At 75.9% G+C, this 16239-nt stretch carries 14 protein-coding genes; 9 read left to right on the top strand and 5 right to left on the bottom strand.

Annotated features, from left to right (window positions below):
• Positions 1–126: 126 nt before the first annotated feature.
• The gene (locus IE277_RS28720) at positions 127–2004 is read right to left on the bottom strand and encodes an ABC transporter ATP-binding protein (RefSeq protein WP_189956662.1); all 1878 of its coding nucleotides are present in this window, start codon (positions 2002–2004) and stop codon (positions 127–129) included.
• A 183-nt stretch (positions 2005–2187) separates the two neighbouring features.
• Between IE277_RS28720 and IE277_RS28715 the strand changes: the two genes are divergently transcribed.
• Both IE277_RS28715 and IE277_RS28710 read left to right on the top strand, forming a co-directional pair.
• Positions 2188–3162: a lysylphosphatidylglycerol synthase transmembrane domain-containing protein gene (locus tag IE277_RS28715; RefSeq protein ID WP_229882023.1), complete on the top strand. Its 975-nt coding sequence runs from the start codon at positions 2188–2190 to the stop codon at positions 3160–3162.
• A gap of 40 nt (positions 3163–3202) precedes the next feature.
• Positions 3203–3967, top strand: coding sequence for a crotonase/enoyl-CoA hydratase family protein (locus IE277_RS28710; protein WP_189956616.1), 765 nt, complete (start codon positions 3203–3205; stop codon positions 3965–3967).
• A 58-nt stretch (positions 3968–4025) separates the two neighbouring features.
• Here the strand turns inward: IE277_RS28710 and IE277_RS28705 are convergent, their stop codons facing one another.
• The gene (locus IE277_RS28705) at positions 4026–4499 is read right to left on the bottom strand and encodes a hypothetical protein (protein WP_189956615.1); all 474 of its coding nucleotides are present in this window, start codon (positions 4497–4499) and stop codon (positions 4026–4028) included.
• 156 nt (positions 4500–4655) lie between these two features.
• Between IE277_RS28705 and IE277_RS28700 the strand changes: the two genes are divergently transcribed.
• The 6 genes from IE277_RS28700 to IE277_RS28675 are packed head-to-tail and all read left to right on the top strand — an operon-like array spanning position 4656 to position 10710.
• Positions 4656–5684 carry a 3-oxoacyl-ACP synthase III family protein gene (locus tag IE277_RS28700; protein WP_189956614.1) on the top strand — a complete coding sequence of 343 codons (1029 nt, stop codon included), beginning with the start codon at positions 4656–4658 and terminating at the stop codon, positions 5682–5684.
• Positions 5681–6421, top strand: coding sequence for a glycosyltransferase family A protein (locus IE277_RS28695; protein WP_229882022.1), 741 nt, complete (start codon positions 5681–5683; stop codon positions 6419–6421). The genes IE277_RS28700 and IE277_RS28695 overlap by 4 nt, the downstream gene beginning before the upstream one ends.
• Positions 6421–7899 (top strand): class I adenylate-forming enzyme family protein, encoded by a 1479-nt coding sequence (locus tag IE277_RS28690; RefSeq protein WP_189956613.1) that lies wholly within the window; start codon positions 6421–6423, stop codon positions 7897–7899. The genes IE277_RS28695 and IE277_RS28690 overlap by 1 nt, the downstream gene beginning before the upstream one ends.
• Positions 7896–8669, top strand: a complete 774-nt coding sequence (locus IE277_RS28685; protein WP_189956612.1) for a glycosyltransferase family 2 protein — start codon at positions 7896–7898, stop codon at positions 8667–8669. The genes IE277_RS28690 and IE277_RS28685 overlap by 4 nt, the downstream gene beginning before the upstream one ends.
• The gene (locus IE277_RS28680) at positions 8666–9802 is read left to right on the top strand and encodes a cytochrome P450 (RefSeq protein WP_189956611.1); all 1137 of its coding nucleotides are present in this window, start codon (positions 8666–8668) and stop codon (positions 9800–9802) included. The genes IE277_RS28685 and IE277_RS28680 overlap by 4 nt, the downstream gene beginning before the upstream one ends.
• Positions 9799–10710 (top strand): NAD-dependent epimerase/dehydratase family protein, encoded by a 912-nt coding sequence (locus IE277_RS28675; RefSeq protein WP_189956610.1) that lies wholly within the window; start codon positions 9799–9801, stop codon positions 10708–10710. The genes IE277_RS28680 and IE277_RS28675 overlap by 4 nt, the downstream gene beginning before the upstream one ends.
• A gap of 24 nt (positions 10711–10734) precedes the next feature.
• On the opposite strand, the gene IE277_RS28670 is transcribed toward IE277_RS28675, so the two are convergent.
• Genes IE277_RS28670 through IE277_RS28660 form a run of 3 tightly spaced genes read right to left on the bottom strand, consistent with a single transcriptional unit; the run spans position 10735 to position 14920 of the window.
• Positions 10735–12021 carry an NAD(P)/FAD-dependent oxidoreductase gene (locus tag IE277_RS28670; protein ID WP_189956609.1) on the bottom strand — a complete coding sequence of 429 codons (1287 nt, stop codon included), beginning with the start codon at positions 12019–12021 and terminating at the stop codon, positions 10735–10737.
• Positions 12018–13493: an FAD-dependent oxidoreductase gene (locus tag IE277_RS28665; protein ID WP_189956608.1), complete on the bottom strand. Its 1476-nt coding sequence runs from the start codon at positions 13491–13493 to the stop codon at positions 12018–12020. Before IE277_RS28665 ends, IE277_RS28670 begins: the two co-directional genes overlap by 4 nt.
• Positions 13490–14920, bottom strand: a complete 1431-nt coding sequence (locus IE277_RS28660; protein WP_189956607.1) for an FGGY family carbohydrate kinase — start codon at positions 14918–14920, stop codon at positions 13490–13492. The genes IE277_RS28665 and IE277_RS28660 overlap by 4 nt, the downstream gene beginning before the upstream one ends.
• A 312-nt stretch (positions 14921–15232) precedes the next feature.
• Between IE277_RS28660 and IE277_RS28655 the strand changes: the two genes are divergently transcribed.
• The gene (locus IE277_RS28655; protein WP_189956660.1) at positions 15233–16219 is read left to right on the top strand and encodes a hypothetical protein; all 987 of its coding nucleotides are present in this window, start codon (positions 15233–15235) and stop codon (positions 16217–16219) included.
• The last annotated feature ends 20 nt before the right edge of the window (positions 16220–16239 follow it).

Here is a 16239-nt window from a genome sequence, read left to right as displayed (position 1 = left end):
ACACGGGCGTGACGGTGGGGTGTCGAGTACATTCCGAGTCTTTGTTTAAGGCGTGAAGTTAAAGGTCCGGACCACTGACGTCAAGAGGGTGGGCGGCCGCGACCTGGCGGCGGCCCACCCCTGGCCTCAGGCCGTCGCGGTCTCGTCGTCCCGGTCGGCGAACTGGGTGCGGTACAGCTCGGCGTACCGTCCCCCGGCCGCGAGCAGCTGCTCGTGCGTGCCGTGCTCCACGATGCGGCCGGACTCGACGACCAGGATCTGGTCGGCGGCCCGGACCGTGGAGAGCCGGTGGGCGATCACGACGGCGGTACGGCCCTCCAGGGCCTCGGTGAGGGCCTCCTGGACGGCCGCCTCGGAGGTGTTGTCCAGGTGGGCCGTGGCCTCGTCGAGGATGACCACGCGCTGGCGGGCCAGCAGCAGCCGGGCGATGGTCATCCGCTGGCGTTCGCCGCCGGAGAGCCGGTAGCCGCGCTCGCCGACGACCGTGTCCAGACCGTCGGGCAGGGACCGTACGACCTCGGCCAGCCGGGCCCGGCCGAGCGCGTCCCACAGCTCCTCCTCCGTGGCGCCGGGCCGGGCGAGGAGGAGGTTGGCGCGGACGGTGTCGTGGAAGAGGTGGCCGTCCTGGGTGACCATGCCGAGGGTGCCGCGCAGCGAGGCGGCGGTCAGCTCGCGGACGTCGACGCCGCCGATGCGGACGGCACCCGCGTCGACGTCGTACAGGCGCGGCAGCAGCTGGGCGATGGTGGACTTGCCGGCGCCCGAGGAGCCGACGAGGGCCACGGTCTGGCCGGGTTCGGCGCGGAAGGAGATGCCGTGCAGGACCTCGGAGCCGCCACGGGTGTCCAGGGCGGCGACCTCCTCCAGGGAGGCGAGGGAGACCTGGTCGGCGGCCGGGTAGGCGAAGCGGACGTCGTCGAACTCGACGGCCACCGGGCCCTCGGGGGCCTCGCGGGCGTCCGGCTTCTCCTCGATGAGCGGCTTGAGGTCCAGCACCTCGAAGACCCGCTCGAAGCTGACGAGGGCGCTCATCACCTCGACCCGGGCGCCGGCGAGCGCGGTGAGCGGGGCGTACATCCGGGTCAGCAGCAGGGAGAGCGAGACGACCGCGCCCGCCTGCAGGGTGTGGTGCAGCGCGAACCAGCCGCCGAGGCCGTAGACGAGGGCCAGCGCGAGGGCGGAGACCAGGGTGAGGGAGGTGATGAACACCGACTGGGCGGTCGCCGTGCGCACCCCGATGTCCCGGACCCGGGCGGCGCGCGCCGCGAACTCCGCGGACTCCTCCTCGGGCCGGCCGAACAGCTTGACGAGGGTGGCGCCGGGGGCGGAGAAACGCTCGGTCATCCGGGTGCCCATGGCCGCGTTCAGCGCCGCCGCCTCCCGCTGCATCCGGGCCATCCGGGAGCCCATGCGGCGGGCGGGCAGCACGAACACCGGCAGCAGGACCAGTGCGAGCAGGGTGATCTGCCAGGACAGCGTGAGCATCACGGCGAGCGTGAGCAGCAGCGTGACCAGGTTGCTCACCACGCCCGACAGGGTGTTGGCGAAGGCTCGCTGGGCGCCGATCACATCGTTGTTGAGACGGCTGACCAGCGCTCCCGTACGAGTCCGTGTGAAGAACGCGACGGGCATGCGCTGCACATGATCGAACACAGCCGTTCTGAGGTCGAGGATGAGTCTCTCCCCGAGCGTCGCCGACAGCCGGCGGCCGAGGATGCCGAGTCCCGCCTCCGCGAGGGCGACGAGCGCGATGAGCAGGGAGAGCCGGACGACCCGGCCGGGGTCGTGCCCCGCCACGATCGCGTCGACGACGCGGCCGGCGAGCACGGGGGTGGCCACGGCGAGCAGTGCCGTCACCACCCCGAACAGGACGAACCGGATGATTCCCGAGCGGTGCGGGCGGGCGAAGGCGGCGATACGGCGCAGCGTGGCGCGGGCGAACGGGCGGCGTTCGGCCTGGGCGTTCATCACGCTGTGCAGCTGTGTCCAGGCGGTGGTCTCCATGCTCATGGAAGAGAACGTAGAACCTCAAGCTTCGTTGAGGTCAATGTCCGTCTCATTTCACCCGCTCCGATCTCCCCCGCACCGGCCTCCCGCAACCCGAGGACCCCGATGACCACAGCCTGTAAGCCGCCGTCCCCGCGTCCGCCATCCGCCGTTGGGGTGGCGCGGAAAACCTCTGCCAATGTGACTGCCGCCCTGCCTCCCCCATGGCCCCGGGCACGACTCCCCCGTCGTGTCCCCGTCCGCCAGGTGCTGTGCCTGGTGCCGCTCGCGCTCGTCGCCGTGGTCGCCGTACGCAACCGTGCCCTGCTCGCCGAGGGCTTCGGCCAGCTGCGCACCGCGTCCTTGCCGTGGCTGCTCGCGGCGGCCGGCGCCACCTGTCTGACCTGGGTGGCCGCCGCGGTCACCCGCCAGGGTGCGGTGGTGCAGCCGCTGCCGAAGGCGCGGCTGCTGGCCACCCAGTTCGCGGCGGCCTCGGCCAACCATCTGCTGCCCACCGGCCTCGGCGCGGGCGCGGTGAACCTGCGTTTCATGACCGTGTGCGGGGTCCCGCTCGCCCGCTCCTCGGCCGCGCTCGCCCTGTATCTGCTGGCCGAGTCCGTGGGCCGGCTCGGTCTGCTGGCCGCGCTGCTGCTCGCCTTCCCCGACGCGCTGCGGCTCGGCCCCCTTCTGCCGGACGGCTCGGCGCTCCCGCTGCTGCTGGGGGCGGCCGGTCTGCTGGCGGTGGCGGTGGCCGTCGTGGCACTGGTACGGCCGCTGCGCGGGCGGGTGGTCGCGTTCGTGCGGGACGCCCTCGGCGAGGCGCGCTCGGTGCACACCCGGCCGGCTCGCGCCCTGGCCCTGTGGGGCGGCTCGCTGGCCTTTCCCGCGCTGCAGGCGGCCGGTCTCGCCGCGGTCGGCCAGGCGCTGCGGCTGCCGGTCCCGGTCACCCACATGGCGCTCGCCTACCTCGCGGCGACCGTCGCGGTGGCGCTGGTGCCCACGCCGGGCGGTCTGGGTTCGGTGGAGGCGGCGCTGATCGTGGCCCTGGTCGCGGTGGGCGGCCCGGCCGCGGTCGCCACGGCGGTGGTGCTGGCCTACCGCATCATCACGGTCTGGGTGCCGCTGGTGCCGGGCGCGTTGACGCTGGGCGCACTGGTGCGGTTCAAGGTCATCTGAGGCACAGTGGCCTCCCGGACCATGACCAGGAGGGCCTCCCATGCCGGTTCGCGTGGAGCGCAACGCGTACGTCACCACCGTCGTCCTCTCGCGCCCGCCGGCCCGGAACGCGGTCGACGGGCCGACGGCGGCCGAACTCGCCGCGGCCTTCCGGGAGTTCGAGGCGGACGACGACGCCCGGGTGGCGGTGCTGTGGGGTGAGGGCGGCACCTTCTGCGCGGGTGCGGACCTGAAGGCGATCGGCACGGACCGCGGCAACCGGGTGGCGCGGGACGGCGACGGGCCGATGGGGCCGACGCGGATGCGGCTGTCGAAGCCGGTGATCGCCGCCGTCGCCGGGCACGCGGTCGCGGGCGGCCTCGAACTCGCCCTGTGGTGCGATCTGCGGGTCGCGGAGGAGGACGCCGTGTTCGGGGTGTTCTGCCGTCGCTGGGGCGTGCCGCTGATCGACGGGGGCACGGTACGGCTGCCCCGGCTGATCGGCACCAGCCGGGCCATGGACATGATCCTCACCGGCCGGCCGGTCCCGGCCCGCGAGGCCCAGGAGATGGGACTCGTGAACCGCGTGGTCCCGACGGACCGCGCCCGCACCGAGGCCGAGGCCCTGGCGGCGGCCATCGCCCGCTTCCCGCAGGCCTGTCTGCGCAGCGACCGCGCATCCGTCCTCGACCAGGAGGGACAGGACGAGGACTCGGCGTTGCGCGGTGAACTCCGGCACGGCGTCCAGGTGTTGGCACAGAGCGCGGAAGGAGCCGCCCGCTTCACCACCGGAGCCGGCCGACACGGCTCCTTCACGGACCTGTGAACCGGTCCCCCGCCCGCCGGCTCTCCCGCCCGCCGGACCCCCGGCCGGGGACCAGCCCTCAGGGCCACTCCACCTCGCCGTCCCGCACCACCAGAGGCTCGAACCGGTCCGACTCGTGGAATCTGGTCCAGCCCAGCTGGACCGTGTCGGCGCGGACCCGGTGCCGGTCGTCCGCTTTCCCGGCCAGCCAAGCGAGCAGCTCACCGGTGGGGTCGAACGCGTCGGGGTGGATCTCCTGCCTGACGGTCAGCGCCCAGGCGCCGTGACGGGCGTCGCCGCACCGCACCAGCACCGAGACGAGCGCTCCGTCCACCTTCCACGCCTCGCCCTGTTCGCCCAGGAGCGGCACCGGGTCGTCCACGATGACGGGCTCGCCGTGTTCATCCTCCACGACGACCGGGAAGGAGGACACGATGCGGAGCGTCTTCGGTCGGGGGCCCAGCCCGAGATGCCAGCGGAGCTCGGCGAGTTCTTCGTCCGCGAGTTGCTCGCGCAGGTGCAGCGCCAGGGAGAGTTCGTAGATGTCTGCCATGGCGGCAAGCTATCGCCCGGGTACGACAGTTCCGCCTGCCGCCCGTGCCGGGCTCGTTTGCCGGGGTGAGCGCGAATCGGACAACGGCTGTGTACCCAGGCCGGTTGAGTACGCGTGCTCAGGCAGGTGGTGTGTGCGGATCGTAGCGTCCCCGGCATGTACACAGACCATGCTGTTCGAGGTCCGGGGCTCCGGGTCGGTATCACGGCGGTGGCGTCCTGCCTGCCGGAGCGCGAGGTCACGTCCCAGCACCTGCAGCGGCGGATCACCGCGGCGTCCGGGCTGTCGTTGCCGCCGCGGATGCTCCAGCGGGTCACCGGGATCGCGGCACGCCGTGCCGTGGCGGAGGGCGAGTACGCCTCGACGCTCGCGGTGCGGGCGGCACGCACCGCGCTGAGCCGGGCCCGGATCGCCCCGGCCGACGTGGACCTGCTGGTCTTCGCCTCCGCCACCCGGGACATGGTCGAACCGGCGACCGCCCATGTCGTCCAGGCCGAACTGGGCTCCCGGGCGCACGCGCTGGACGTGACGAACGCGTGCAACAGCTTCGTCAACGGCATCGACACGGCGCGGGCGATGATCCTGGCCGGCCGGGCCCGCCGGGCTCTGGTGGTCACCGGGGAGACCCCGAGCCGCTCGGTGCGGCACGCCCCGCGCGACCCCGGCCAGTTCCGGGACGGCTTCGCCGGCTACACCTTCGGCGACGCGGGGGCCGCGGTCGTCCTGGCGCCGGTGGAGCGGGGCGGCATCCTCGACGTGGACACCGAGACGCACTCGGAGCACTGGTCCGTCGGCGGGATCTTCGGCGGCGGTTCGCGGCACCCGCGCGGCGACGAGCACACCTACTTCCGCGGCGACGGGACCGAGTTGCGCGAGGTGTTCGAGAAGATCGGCACCTGTGTGCTGGACCGGACGCGGCAGCGCACCGGGCTGGACTGGGCCGACTTCCGGCACATCCTGGTGCACCAGGTGACCGTGCCGTACCTGGAGCGGTTCGTGGAGCTGACCGGCATTCCCCGGGACCGGCTCGTCGTCACGGTCCCCGAACTGGGCAACATGGCCAGCGCCACCCTGGGGGTGCAGCTCGACCTCGTCCATGACCGGCTGCGGCCCGGCGAGCGGGTGCTGTTCGTGGGCCTGGGCGGTGGCGTGAGCATGATGACGATGGTCTGGGAGAAGGCGTGAGCGCCCTGTGGGTGGTGGTGCCCGCGCACCAGGAGGCCGGACGGATCGGCGCCACGCTGGACGCGCTCGCGGCCCAGCGCGACCGCGGCTTCACACTCGTCGTCGTGGACAACGCCTCGACCGACGGCACGGCGGCGATCGCCTACGAGTTCGCCCGCTGGGCGCCGTTCCCGGTGCACGTCCTGAGCGAGCCCGAGAAGGGCGTGGGCTGTGCGGTGGACACCGGCTTCCGGTACGCCATCGGCCGGGGCGCGACGCTGCTGGCCCGTACCGACGCCGACTGCCTGCCCGGTCCCGGCTGGACGGCGGCCGCCCGGGACGCGCTGCGGCACGGCGCGGGCCTGGTGTGCGGCCGTATCGAGGCGCGGCGCGACGAGCACGGACCGCTCGGGCGGGCCGGCTTCCGCGCCCTGGTCCATGCCGCCGCGTTCTTCGGCCGGGTACGGCCCGCCCACCGGCGCCGGCACGGCTATCTCGCCCCGTACCGGATGCACGCCGGCAACAACATGGCCATCACGGCCGCCCTGTACGAAGCCGTCGGCGGCATGCCGCGCCGCCCCTCACCCACCGACCGTGTCTTCCTGAACCGGGTCCGGCGCCGCACCACGGCCATCGTGCACGAGCGGGCCATGGTCGTGGAGAACTCCTCCCGGCGGCTGCGCGCCTATGGGCTGGCCGGAACCGCCCGCTGGTATCTCGACCGGGGCCCGGGCCGGCACGGGGAGGATCCGCGCTGATGCTCGACACCCTCACCCACGCCCTTCGCGCACACCCCGGCCGGCCCGCCGTCCTCGGCACCACCCGCACCGGGGCCGTACGCGTCAAGGCCACCTGCGCGGACCTGGCCGATCTGGCCGACCGCTACACCGCCGCCCTGCACGCGCGCGGCATCGCCCGCGGTGCCACCGTCGGCGTCGCCGTACGGCCCGGACCCCGCGCGCTGGCCGTGCTGCTCGCCGTGCACCGGCTCGGTGCGCGGGCCGCGGTGCTCGACCCGGGCGCGGGACCGGACGTGCTGCGCGCCCGGCTCGCCCTCGCCCGGCCGGATACCGTCCTCGCCGACGCCACCGCCCAGGCGGCCGCCGGGTGGGCCCGCCCGCTCGCCCGCCGGGCCGGACTGGCCCTGCCGGACCTCGCGGAGCTGGGGCCGGTGGTCACGGTCGGGCCCAGGCTGCCCGGCTGCGCCCCGGCCGTGGACGCGGGTGTCCGCTCGGTGGCCTTGCCGCGTCCGGTGGACGAGGACGGCGACGCGGTCATCGTCTTCACCTCGGGTACCACCGCACGTCCCCGCGCGGTGGTGCACACCCGTTCCTCGCTCGCCGCCGGGATGGCGACGGTGGCCGGTCTGGTCCGGGTGGAGGCCGGGCGGCCGGTACTCGGCGGGACGTTCTTCGTCCTCGTGCCGTCCCTGGCGGGCGGCGCGCCGGTCGCGCTGCCCGCCCGCGCACCGCGCGTGCTGTCCCGGCAACTGCGCCGGCTGGCCCCACAGGCCACCTATCTGACGCCCCCTCAGCTACGCGCGGCGCTCGCCGCGCGGGCCCGGTTCACCGGGACGGTGTGGACGGGGTCGGCCCCGGCGAGCGCCGAGCTGCTCACCCGGGTCAAGCGGGCGGGGGCCGAGGAGGCCTGGGGGGTGTACGCGCTGACCGAGCTGTTCCCCGCCGCCGCGGTGGAACAGGCCGACAAGGCCGCCTTCACCGGCGACGGCGACCTGGTGGGCGCTGCGCTGCCGGGAGTGACGGCCACCACGGACGCCCGCGGTGAGCTGCTGCTGTCCGGTCCGGCCGCGCGCGACCGCTATCTGGGCGAGGCACCGGACCCGTGGGTCGCCACCGGCGACCGGGCGCGGCTCGACGGCGGCCGGATCGTGCTGCGGGGCCGGCTGAAGGACATGGTGCTCAGGGACGCCGAGAACATCTACCCGGGGCTGTACGAGCCCGCCCTGCATGTGCCCGGCGTGGAACTGGCCCTGCTGGTCGGGGTGCCGGCCGGCGACGGCGACGAGCGTCTGGTCGCCGTCGTGCAGCCGGGCCGGGGCGCCGATCCCGAGGCGCTGCGGGCCTCGCTGAGCGGTCCGCTGCGGCGGATGGGGGCCGCGCGGCCGGATGCGCTGCTGCTGGCCGACATTCCGCTGTCCGGGCGCTCCCGCAAGCCGGATCGCGCCGCCACCGCACGCCTGGCCGCCGCCCGGCTCGGGGCTGGGGGACGGAGGTGAACGCGCCGCACCGGGCGCCGCTGTGGGTCGTGGTGCCGGCCTTCAACGAGGAGGCCGGCATCGGGGCCACGCTCGCCGCGCTCGCCGCCCAGACCGACACCGGCTTCGCCCTGGTCGTCGTCGACAACGCCTCCACGGACGCCACCGCGGCCGTCGTGCGCCGCTTCGCCCGCGCCGTGCCCTTCGCCGTCCACCTGGTCCGCGAGGACGAGCCGGGCGCCGGGGCCGCCGCCGACACCGGATTCCGGTACGCCATCGGGCAGGGCGCCGCGCTGCTCGCCCGGACGGACGCCGACTGTCTGCCCGCCGGCGACTGGATCGCGGCCGTGCGCGCGGAGTTGGGGCGCGGAACGGAGCTGGCCTGCGGCCGCAGCGTGCCTCGCCGGGACGAGCACCCCTCGCTCGTCGAGCGGCGGCTGCTGCCGGCGGTGACCCGCGCGACCGCGCTGTACGGCCGGTACCGCAGGGCCCACCGCCACCCGCGCTACCGCACGCCCTACGTGCTGTGCCACGGGCACAACCTCGCCGTCACGGCCGCCCTGTACCTGCGCTGCGGGGGCACACCGCGGGTGCCGCTCCAGGGGCCGCCCGAGGACGTGGTGTTCCTCAACCGGGCGCGCGAGCACAGCGACCGGATCGCGCGGGCCGAGCAGATGGTGGTGCACTCCAGCCTGCGCCGGCTGCGGGCGTGGGGTGCGCGCCGGACCCTGCTGTGGTGCTGGGACCGCCGCTACCGGCCCGCCGACGCGGCGCAGGTGCACGTACGATGACCGGCTCGTCCGTCCCGTCCGGCGTCCGGGCGGCCCGCCGCCGCGACCGGCGTGTGTACACCCGCTCCCACCCCCTGCTGTTCACCCTGCTCGCCCTCGCCCGGCGCCGGTCCGTGACCCGGCTCGGGGGAACGGTGCTGGTGCACGGCGGCGACGCGTACCGCCATGCCCTCACCCGTGTTCCCCTGGACCGCGCCGGGGCCGGCACCACCGGGGCCGCCGCGCGGGAACTGTCCGCCGGCGGGGCGCTGTTCGACCAGGAGGGCACCGGTCATCGCGTCGCCCGCCGCTCGGTGGCCGAAGGGCTCGGCGCGGCCGGGGTGGAGCGGCTGCGGCCGGTGTGGCGCGAGGTGCTGGACCGCCGACTGGCCCCGCTCGCCGCGGGGCGAACCGTCGATCTGGTGCCGCTGGCACGCGAACTGGCCGGGGCCACCGTCTGCGCGCTGCTCGGTGCGGGCGGGGATCCCGAGAGTGTCGCCGAGGCGGCCGGAGAGGCCGCGGCCGCCGCCGTACGCGACCATCTGCCGGGTCCCCGGCCGCCCGGGGCCGGCCCGGCCGCGGCCGCGGCGACGGCACGCCTCACGGCCCTGCTCACCCAGGATCCGCCGGGTGAGGCCGGCGCATCGGCCCTGCGGGCGATGCTGGCGGTCGCCGCCGTCAACACCACCGTGGCGGCCCTCCCGCGGGCCGCCGCCTGGTGTGCCGACGCGGCGCTGTGGGACCAGGCGGCCGACGACCGGCTGCGCCCGGCCCTGGTGGACGAACTGCTGCGGGTGATCGCCCCGTCCCCGCTGCTGCCGCGCGCGGCGGCGGCCGACGCCGTGCTGGACGGCTGCCCGGTACGGGCCGGGGACCGCCTGATCCTGGTGGCCCGGCATGCCGCCCGCGCCCACGCCGATCCCCCGGACGCCCACCGCCCCGCGCCGCCCGCCGTGGCCCGGCTCGTCTTCGGCGCCGGTGCCCACGCCTGCCCCGGCGCGCGACTGGCCCGCGCCCAGCTCGACGACACACTCGCCGCCCTCGCCGTCCACCGGCCGGCCGTCGTACGCGCCCGCGCCGACCGGACCGCGGCGCTGCCCGGCTGGCATACCCTCACCGTCCGCGCCACCAGCAGTCCTCGGGAGGGCCGATGACCACGATCGCCGTCACCGGGGCGAGCGGCTTCTGCGGGTCGCATGTCGCGGCCGCGGCCGCCGCCGGGGGCGCCCGGGTGCTGTGTGTCGGGCGCCGCCCCGGCCCGGTCGGCCGGCATGTGCCGTGGGACGCCGCCCGCGAGCTGCCGGATCTCGCCGGCGCCGACATCGTGGTGCACTGCGCGGCGGCGGTCGGCGACCCGGTGCCCGGCTCCGCCGCCGAAGCCGCGATGCGCGCGGTCAACGTCGAGGGCACGGCGCGGCTGCTGCGGGCGGCCGCCGGCCGGCCGGTGGTGTGGGTGAGCAGCGCCAGCGTGTACGCGCCCGGTCCCGGCCGGGGCCGGATCACCGAGGACCACCCGGTCCACGGCCAGTTGAACGCGTACGGCCGCACCAAGGCCGCAGGTGAGGCGCTGGCGCTCGCCGCCGGTGCCGTGGTGCTGCGCCCCCGGGCGGTCTACGGCAGCGGGGATCCGCATCTGGTGCCCCGGCTGTTGTCCCGGGTGCGCGGTGGCCTGCTCATGCTGCCGGGGCCGAGCGTCGAGCTGAGCCTGACGGCCGTGGAGAACCTCACCGAGGCGTGCCTCGCCGCCGCCGGCTGGCCGCCGGGCGCCTACAACATCGCCGACCCCGAGCCCTACGACCGGGACCGGGCCATCGACGCGGTCCTGCGGGCCCACGGTGTACGAGCCCGGATCCGGCACCTTCCCGCGGCGGTCGCCCGCACCGCGGCGAGCGCCGCCCAGACGGTGGCCCGGCTGCGTCCGCACGCCGAGCCGTACCTCACCCGTTACGCGGTCGATCAACTGGCCCACTCCGTCGTCCTGGACGTGTCCAAGGCCGGGGCGCGGGGGTGGACCGGCGGGCGCGGCCTCCGGGACTACGCGGCGGACCCGCCGGCCGGGTGACCCCGCATCGCGGGGCCGGTCCGGTCAGCCCGCGCTCACCCGCACCTCGCCGCCCGCCGGATCCACCTGCCCCGTCCAGCGCGCCGACAGGGTCAGGGTGCGGCCCGGCGGCACGGTCCACGGGGCCGGCCGCTCACGGTGCAGCAGCCGGCCGTCCTGCCGGACCCGGAGGACCGGGCGGGTCAAGGGGGCGCCGGTGCGCAGGACGTACGGGGCCGGCGGGCCGGCCGGGGTGATGCGGTTCGGGGCGATCCAGCGCAGCGGGGCCTCGACCGTGAGCGGGATCCCGGGTGCGGGCCAGCCGGTGCTCCCGGCGAGGAAGCCGAGGACGGCCGTGGCCGCCGTGGCGCCTTCGCGGGCCGCGGTGGCGGCGGGTTCGACGGCGTGCAGGAGGTTCCCGGCGGCGAAGACCCCGGGCCGCGAGGTGTGCAGGAAGCCGTCGACGGCGGGGCCGCGGGTGCCGGGGTCCAGGAGGAGGCCGCCACGCCGGGCCAGTTCGTGGTCGGGGACGAAATCTCCGGTGAACACGACGGTGTCGCAGGCCAGGACCGCCGTACGGCCGTCGCGGTGGCGGACGCGGACCCCGGACAGGCGGCCCCGGCCGAGCAGTTCGGCGACCGTGGTGTCCGTCAGCAGCGGGATGCCGTGCCCCAGCCGGGCGGCGCCGGCCCGGATCCCGCCGGTCTGCGCGCGGGGGTGCTCGGTGACCAGGGCGACGACCTCGGCCCCGGCCGCGCGCACGGTGTCGGCCGCCGCGTAGGAGACGTCCTCGGCGCCGACGACGACGGCTCGGGTGCCGATGTGCTGCCCGAACAGGTGGACGGCCTGCTGGAGTTCACCGGTGGTGTAAACACCCGCGGGCCGGGTGCCGGGCACCAGCCGCGCGGTGCGCGGGCGTTCACGGGCGCCGGTGGCCAGGAGGACGGCCCGCGCCGCGATCGTCTCGGGCCCGGCCGGGCCGACGGCGTCGACGGCCGGGTCCGCCCGCACCCCGGTTCCGCCCGCCGTCCAGTCCAGTGCCGTCACCCCGGTGCGGACCGACGCGCCGGCCCGGCCCGCGGCCTCGGCCAGCAGACGGGCGTACACGGGGCCGGTCCGCGGGTGGGCGCGGCTGCCGAAGCCGCCGTGGGCACAGTGCCGGGGCACTCCCCCGGCCTCCTGCTCGCGCTCCAGCACCTCGACCCGGCCGGCTCCCGAGGCGGCCAGCCGGGCGGCGGCGACCAGGCCGGCGGGCCCCGCGCCGACGACCAGCACATCGACCCGGCGGACGGGCCGGCCCGCCGGGCCCGGTGTGCTGTGCTCGGCCGTCATGTCCGGGGCCCCTCGCCGTGCGCCGTCTCGAACAGCTCCCGCACGGCCGCCCCGCAGAAGAAGCCCTGGCAGCGGCCCGCGCGGGCCCGGGTGCGGCGGCGCAGGCCCTCCAGGGTGCGGGGCGGGATCGTCGCGGCGAGGGCGTCACGGATCTCACCGCGGGAGACGCGCTCGCAGTGGCAGACGAGGGTGCCGTACTCGGGGTCGGCGGCGATGAGTTCGGGCCGCTGGTAGGGACGTGGGAAGGCCTCGCCGAGGTTGGGCAGGGTCACCGGGTCCGGCTCGCGCACCGGGCCGAGGTCGAGCCCGGTGCTCGCCAGCAGGCCGGTGACATGGGCGGCGATGGCCATCGAGGCGGTCAGACCGGTGGAGCGGATGCCGCCGACGGCGATGTACGCCTGCCCGGGGTGGGCGGCGATCCGGTAGTCCTCCTGCCCGGTGGCCGCGCGCAGCCCGGCGTAGACGGCGGTGACCTCCTCGTCGAGCAGGGCGGGCAGGATACGGCGGCCCTTGTCGCGCAGTCCGGCGAGGCCGTCGGCCGTGGCGCCGGTGGCCTGTTTGTCGTCGAGGTCCTCCGCGGTGGGCCCGAGCAGCACATTGCCGTAGACGGTGGGGGCGACCAGGACGCCCTTGCCGAGCGCGGTCGGGACGGGCAGCAGGATGTGCCGGACGAGCGGGCGGGCGAAGGTGTCGTAGACGAGGAGCTGGCCGCGGCGCGGGGTGACGGTGAAGTCGTCGTGGCCGAGCAGCCGGTCGACGGTGTCGGCGTGCAGTCCGGCCGCGTTGACCAGGTGGCGGGCGCGCAGCGTGCCGCGCGAGGTGGTCAGCCGGTGCCCGCCGTCCCGTCCCACCTCTCGCACGGCCGTGTTGAGATGCAGGTCCGCTCCGGCGCGGACGGCCTGGGTGGCGTACGCCAGGGTCGTCGTCCAGGGGCAGATGATGCTCTCACCGGGCACGTGCAGGGCGCCGAGCGCGCCGGGACCGAGGTGGGGTTCGCGGGCGTACAGCTCGGCGGGGCCCAGCAGCCGGCTCTCGTGGTAGCTGTTGCGCTCGGCCTTCTCGGCCAGCCGGGGCAGGGCGGCCCGTTGCTCCTCGTCCCAGGCGACCAGCAGGGCGCCGACGCGTTCGACGGGGATGCCGGACTCGGCCGCGTAGGCGCCGAGGCGTGCGTAGCCCTCGCGGACCAGGCGGGCCTCCAGGGTGCCGGGTGCCGCGTCGAAACCGGTGTGCAGGATGGCGGTGTTGGCCTTGGAGGTGCCCTGGCCGACATCGTCCTGGGCCTCGACCAGGGCGACGCTCAGGAGGGGGTGCCGGGCCAGTTCACGGGCCAGGGCGCAGCCGACGACGCCGGCGCCGACGATCACGACGTCGTACGTCCGTGGGGGCAGCGGGCCTTCCGCGGTGACGGTGCCGGAGCCCGTGCCGGTGCCGTTCGCGTTGCCGGTCGCATGGCCCCTCGCGTTGCCGGTCATGAGCCGAGCAGGGCCGTGACGGCGGCGCGGAAGCGGGCACGGCGTTCGGCGGCCTGGTCGGCGGTGATGCGCGGTTCGTACACGGCGGCGGGCTTCCGGTCGGGCAGGACCTGTTCCACGCCCAGCGCAGGGTCCGCGCCGAGGCGGGCGAGGGCGGCCGCGCCGAGTGCGGTCGCCTCGGGCAGGGCAGACACCTCGACGGGGCGTTGCAGCAGGTCGGCCTGGGTCTGCAGGAGCAGCGCCGAGCGGGTCAGACCGCCGTCGACGCGCAGCGTGTCCAGCGGGGCGCCGAGGTCGGCGGCGGCCGCGTCGGCGAGTTCGGCGACCTGGGCGGCGATCCCTTCGCACAGGGCACGCACCAGGTGGCCGGGTCCGGTGTCGAGGCCGAGTCCGGTGAGCGAGCCGCGGACCTCGCCGCGCCACCAGGGGGCGGCGAGTCCGGCGAGGGCGGGTACGAAGGTGACGCCGCCGCTGTCGGGGACGGCACCGCCGACGGGGTCGAGGTCGGCGGCGCCGGAGATGACCCCGAGGTCGGTGAGCCAGCGGACGGCGGAGGCGGCGGTGTAGACCTGCCCGTCCAGGCAGTAGCCGGTCACGCCGGCCAGCCGCCAGGCCACGCAGGCGACCAGCCCGGAGGTGCCGCGCCGGGGGCGGTCGCCGGTGTGCGCGAGCAGGAACGCGCCGGTGCCGTAGGTGCACTTGGCGGCGCCGGGCGCGGTGATGCGCTGGGCGAGCAGGGCGGCCTGCTGGTCGACGGCCAGACCGGTGAGCGGGATCTCGCGGCCGAACGCGGTGGTGGTGCCGATGTGCTGGGCGTTGTCGGTCACCCGGGGCAGCCGTTCGTCCGCCAGGCCGTACACCTCCAGCGCCCTCGGGGACCACTCGGCGCGGTCCAGGTCCAGGAGCTGGGTGCGGCCGGCCGTGGCGGCGTCGGTGGCGCAGGCGCCGGTGAGGCGGTGGACCAGCCAGGCGTCGGAGGTGGTGACGACGCCCTCGCGGGTGCGGTGGCGGCGGATCCAGGCCATCTTGGGCGCGGCGAAGTACGGGTCGAGGGGCAGCCCGGTCAGCTGCCGCAACTCATCTGCGTGTACGGCGAGTTCGGTACACACGGTCTCTGCGCGCCGGTCCTGCCACACCAGGGCCTCGGTGAGCGGGCGGCCGTCGGCCGGGTCCCAGGCGAGGACGGTCTCACCCTGGTTGGCCAGGCCCAGGGCGACGACATCGGTACCGGCCGCGGCGAGCGCCTGCCGGCCGGCGTCGACCACGGAGTCGTACAGCTCGGCCGGATCCACCTCGACCCGCCCGCCGGGCAGATGGCGGGGCCGGACCTCGGCGAAACCGGAGCCGAGGACACCGCGTTCCGGGCAGACCACGAGGGCCTTGGTGCCGGACGTGCCCTGGTCGACGGCGAGAACCGGCCCGGTCATCGCGCCGTCACCCGCTCCGGACCGAACGCCGTCACCCGCTCCGCCCCGAGGGTCCGCTCCGCACCGAAGATCACCGCGTCAGCCTGCCGCCGTGCCGCGCCCCGCGTCAAGCACCTCCCGATATTCAACTTACCTGCATAGAGGGGCGAGTTGACAACGATGGCACGGCGCAACCCACCCCTCTATAGTGACCGCCGACCAGCGCGCGACCCCACAACCGCCGCTCACAGGAGTGCTGTTGCTACGCCACCTAGTGCCCCAACAGGCAACGTTCGCCCCGCCCGTGCGTCCGTGGCCCGGCGCGGCCGGCTGATGGCCAGAGAAGGGCACCGTCCCTCCTACGACCCCGCCGGCCCGGACCACGCCCTGCGCGCCGCGCTCCAGGATCTGCGCACCGGCCGCTGGATGGCCATGCGCGCGCTGCTCGCGGACACCGCGCCAGGGTGGCAGTGGACCCAGCGCACCCAGGTTCTCGCGGCGGCCGCGGCCGGCACCGATGTGGTGCGCGCCTGGCGGGCGGAGGAGCCGGACAGCGTCCACGCCGCGGTGATGCACGCGCGGGTCGGCGTGGAGCGGGCGCTGCGGGCACACCGGGAGAAGCACCGCCGTACCCATGAGCTGTGGATCGAGGCCTGGGACGCCGCCCAGTCCGCCACCCGGGCCGCGCCCCTGGACCCGGTGCCCTGGGTGTGCCTGCTGGCGCTGGCCCAGCTGGATCCGGAGCAGCGCTGGGAGGAGCACCGGGCGGCCGCGCCCGAGCCGCTGCTGCCGCCCGGCCCCTGGGGGCTGCTGGCCGAAGCCGGCCGGCGCGACCCGGACAACCGCGAGGCCCACCACCGGATGCTGCAGTTCCTGTACGCGCGCGGCGGCTCGGGCCGGCTCGCGGAGGCCGCCGGCTATGCGCAGTGGGCCGCCGGGCGGGCGCCGGCCGGTTCCGCGTTGCATGTGCTGCCGCTGTACGTCCGGGTCGAGCGCTACCGGCGCGACAGCGGGCACGACGCGGCGCTCGACCTGCACTGGGTGGCGGAGGACGCGGCGCGCGAGGCGGAGCGCGCCCTGCGCTCCTGGTTCGAGCAGACGCGCCGCGCCGAGCGCTCCCTGCTGGACCTCAACCATCTGGCCCACGCCCTGTGGGGCTCCCTGCAATTCCCCGACGCGGCCCGGGTGTTCGACGCCATCGGCCCGTACTTCACCCCGCCGCCCTGGATGTACCGCACGCCCGACCGGGGCCGTGCCGTGGAGGTCTTCACACAGGCCCGGGACCGCTGCCGGGCGGCCGCGGACGGCTCCCGCCCCTGAACGTGCCCTGTCCCCCCAAC

It is taken from the genome of Streptomyces alanosinicus, from assembly GCF_014650595.1.
Classification (GTDB): Bacteria; Actinomycetota; Actinomycetes; order Streptomycetales; family Streptomycetaceae; genus Streptomyces; species Streptomyces alanosinicus.
Note: the sequence above shows the minus strand (reverse complement) of the source record. Positions and strands in the feature narration are given on the sequence as shown.

Coding starts and splice junctions, on each gene's coding strand:
- IE277_RS28720 (WP_189956662.1), bottom strand. CDS start 2,004: ATGGAGACCACCGCCTGGACACAGCTGCACAGCGTGATGAACGCCCAG.
- IE277_RS28710 (WP_189956616.1), top strand. CDS start 3,203: ATGCCGGTTCGCGTGGAGCGCAACGCGTACGTCACCACCGTCGTCCTC.
- IE277_RS28705 (WP_189956615.1), bottom strand. CDS start 4,499: ATGGCAGACATCTACGAACTCTCCCTGGCGCTGCACCTGCGCGAGCAA.
- IE277_RS28700 (WP_189956614.1), top strand. CDS start 4,656: ATGTACACAGACCATGCTGTTCGAGGTCCGGGGCTCCGGGTCGGTATC.
- IE277_RS28690 (WP_189956613.1), top strand. CDS start 6,421: ATGCTCGACACCCTCACCCACGCCCTTCGCGCACACCCCGGCCGGCCC.
- IE277_RS28680 (WP_189956611.1), top strand. CDS start 8,666: ATGACCGGCTCGTCCGTCCCGTCCGGCGTCCGGGCGGCCCGCCGCCGC.
- IE277_RS28675 (WP_189956610.1), top strand. CDS start 9,799: ATGACCACGATCGCCGTCACCGGGGCGAGCGGCTTCTGCGGGTCGCAT.
- IE277_RS28670 (WP_189956609.1), bottom strand. CDS start 12,021: ATGACGGCCGAGCACAGCACACCGGGCCCGGCGGGCCGGCCCGTCCGC.
- IE277_RS28665 (WP_189956608.1), bottom strand. CDS start 13,493: ATGACCGGCAACGCGAGGGGCCATGCGACCGGCAACGCGAACGGCACC.
- IE277_RS28660 (WP_189956607.1), bottom strand. CDS start 14,920: ATGACCGGGCCGGTTCTCGCCGTCGACCAGGGCACGTCCGGCACCAAG.
- IE277_RS28655 (WP_189956660.1), top strand. CDS start 15,233: ATGGCCAGAGAAGGGCACCGTCCCTCCTACGACCCCGCCGGCCCGGAC.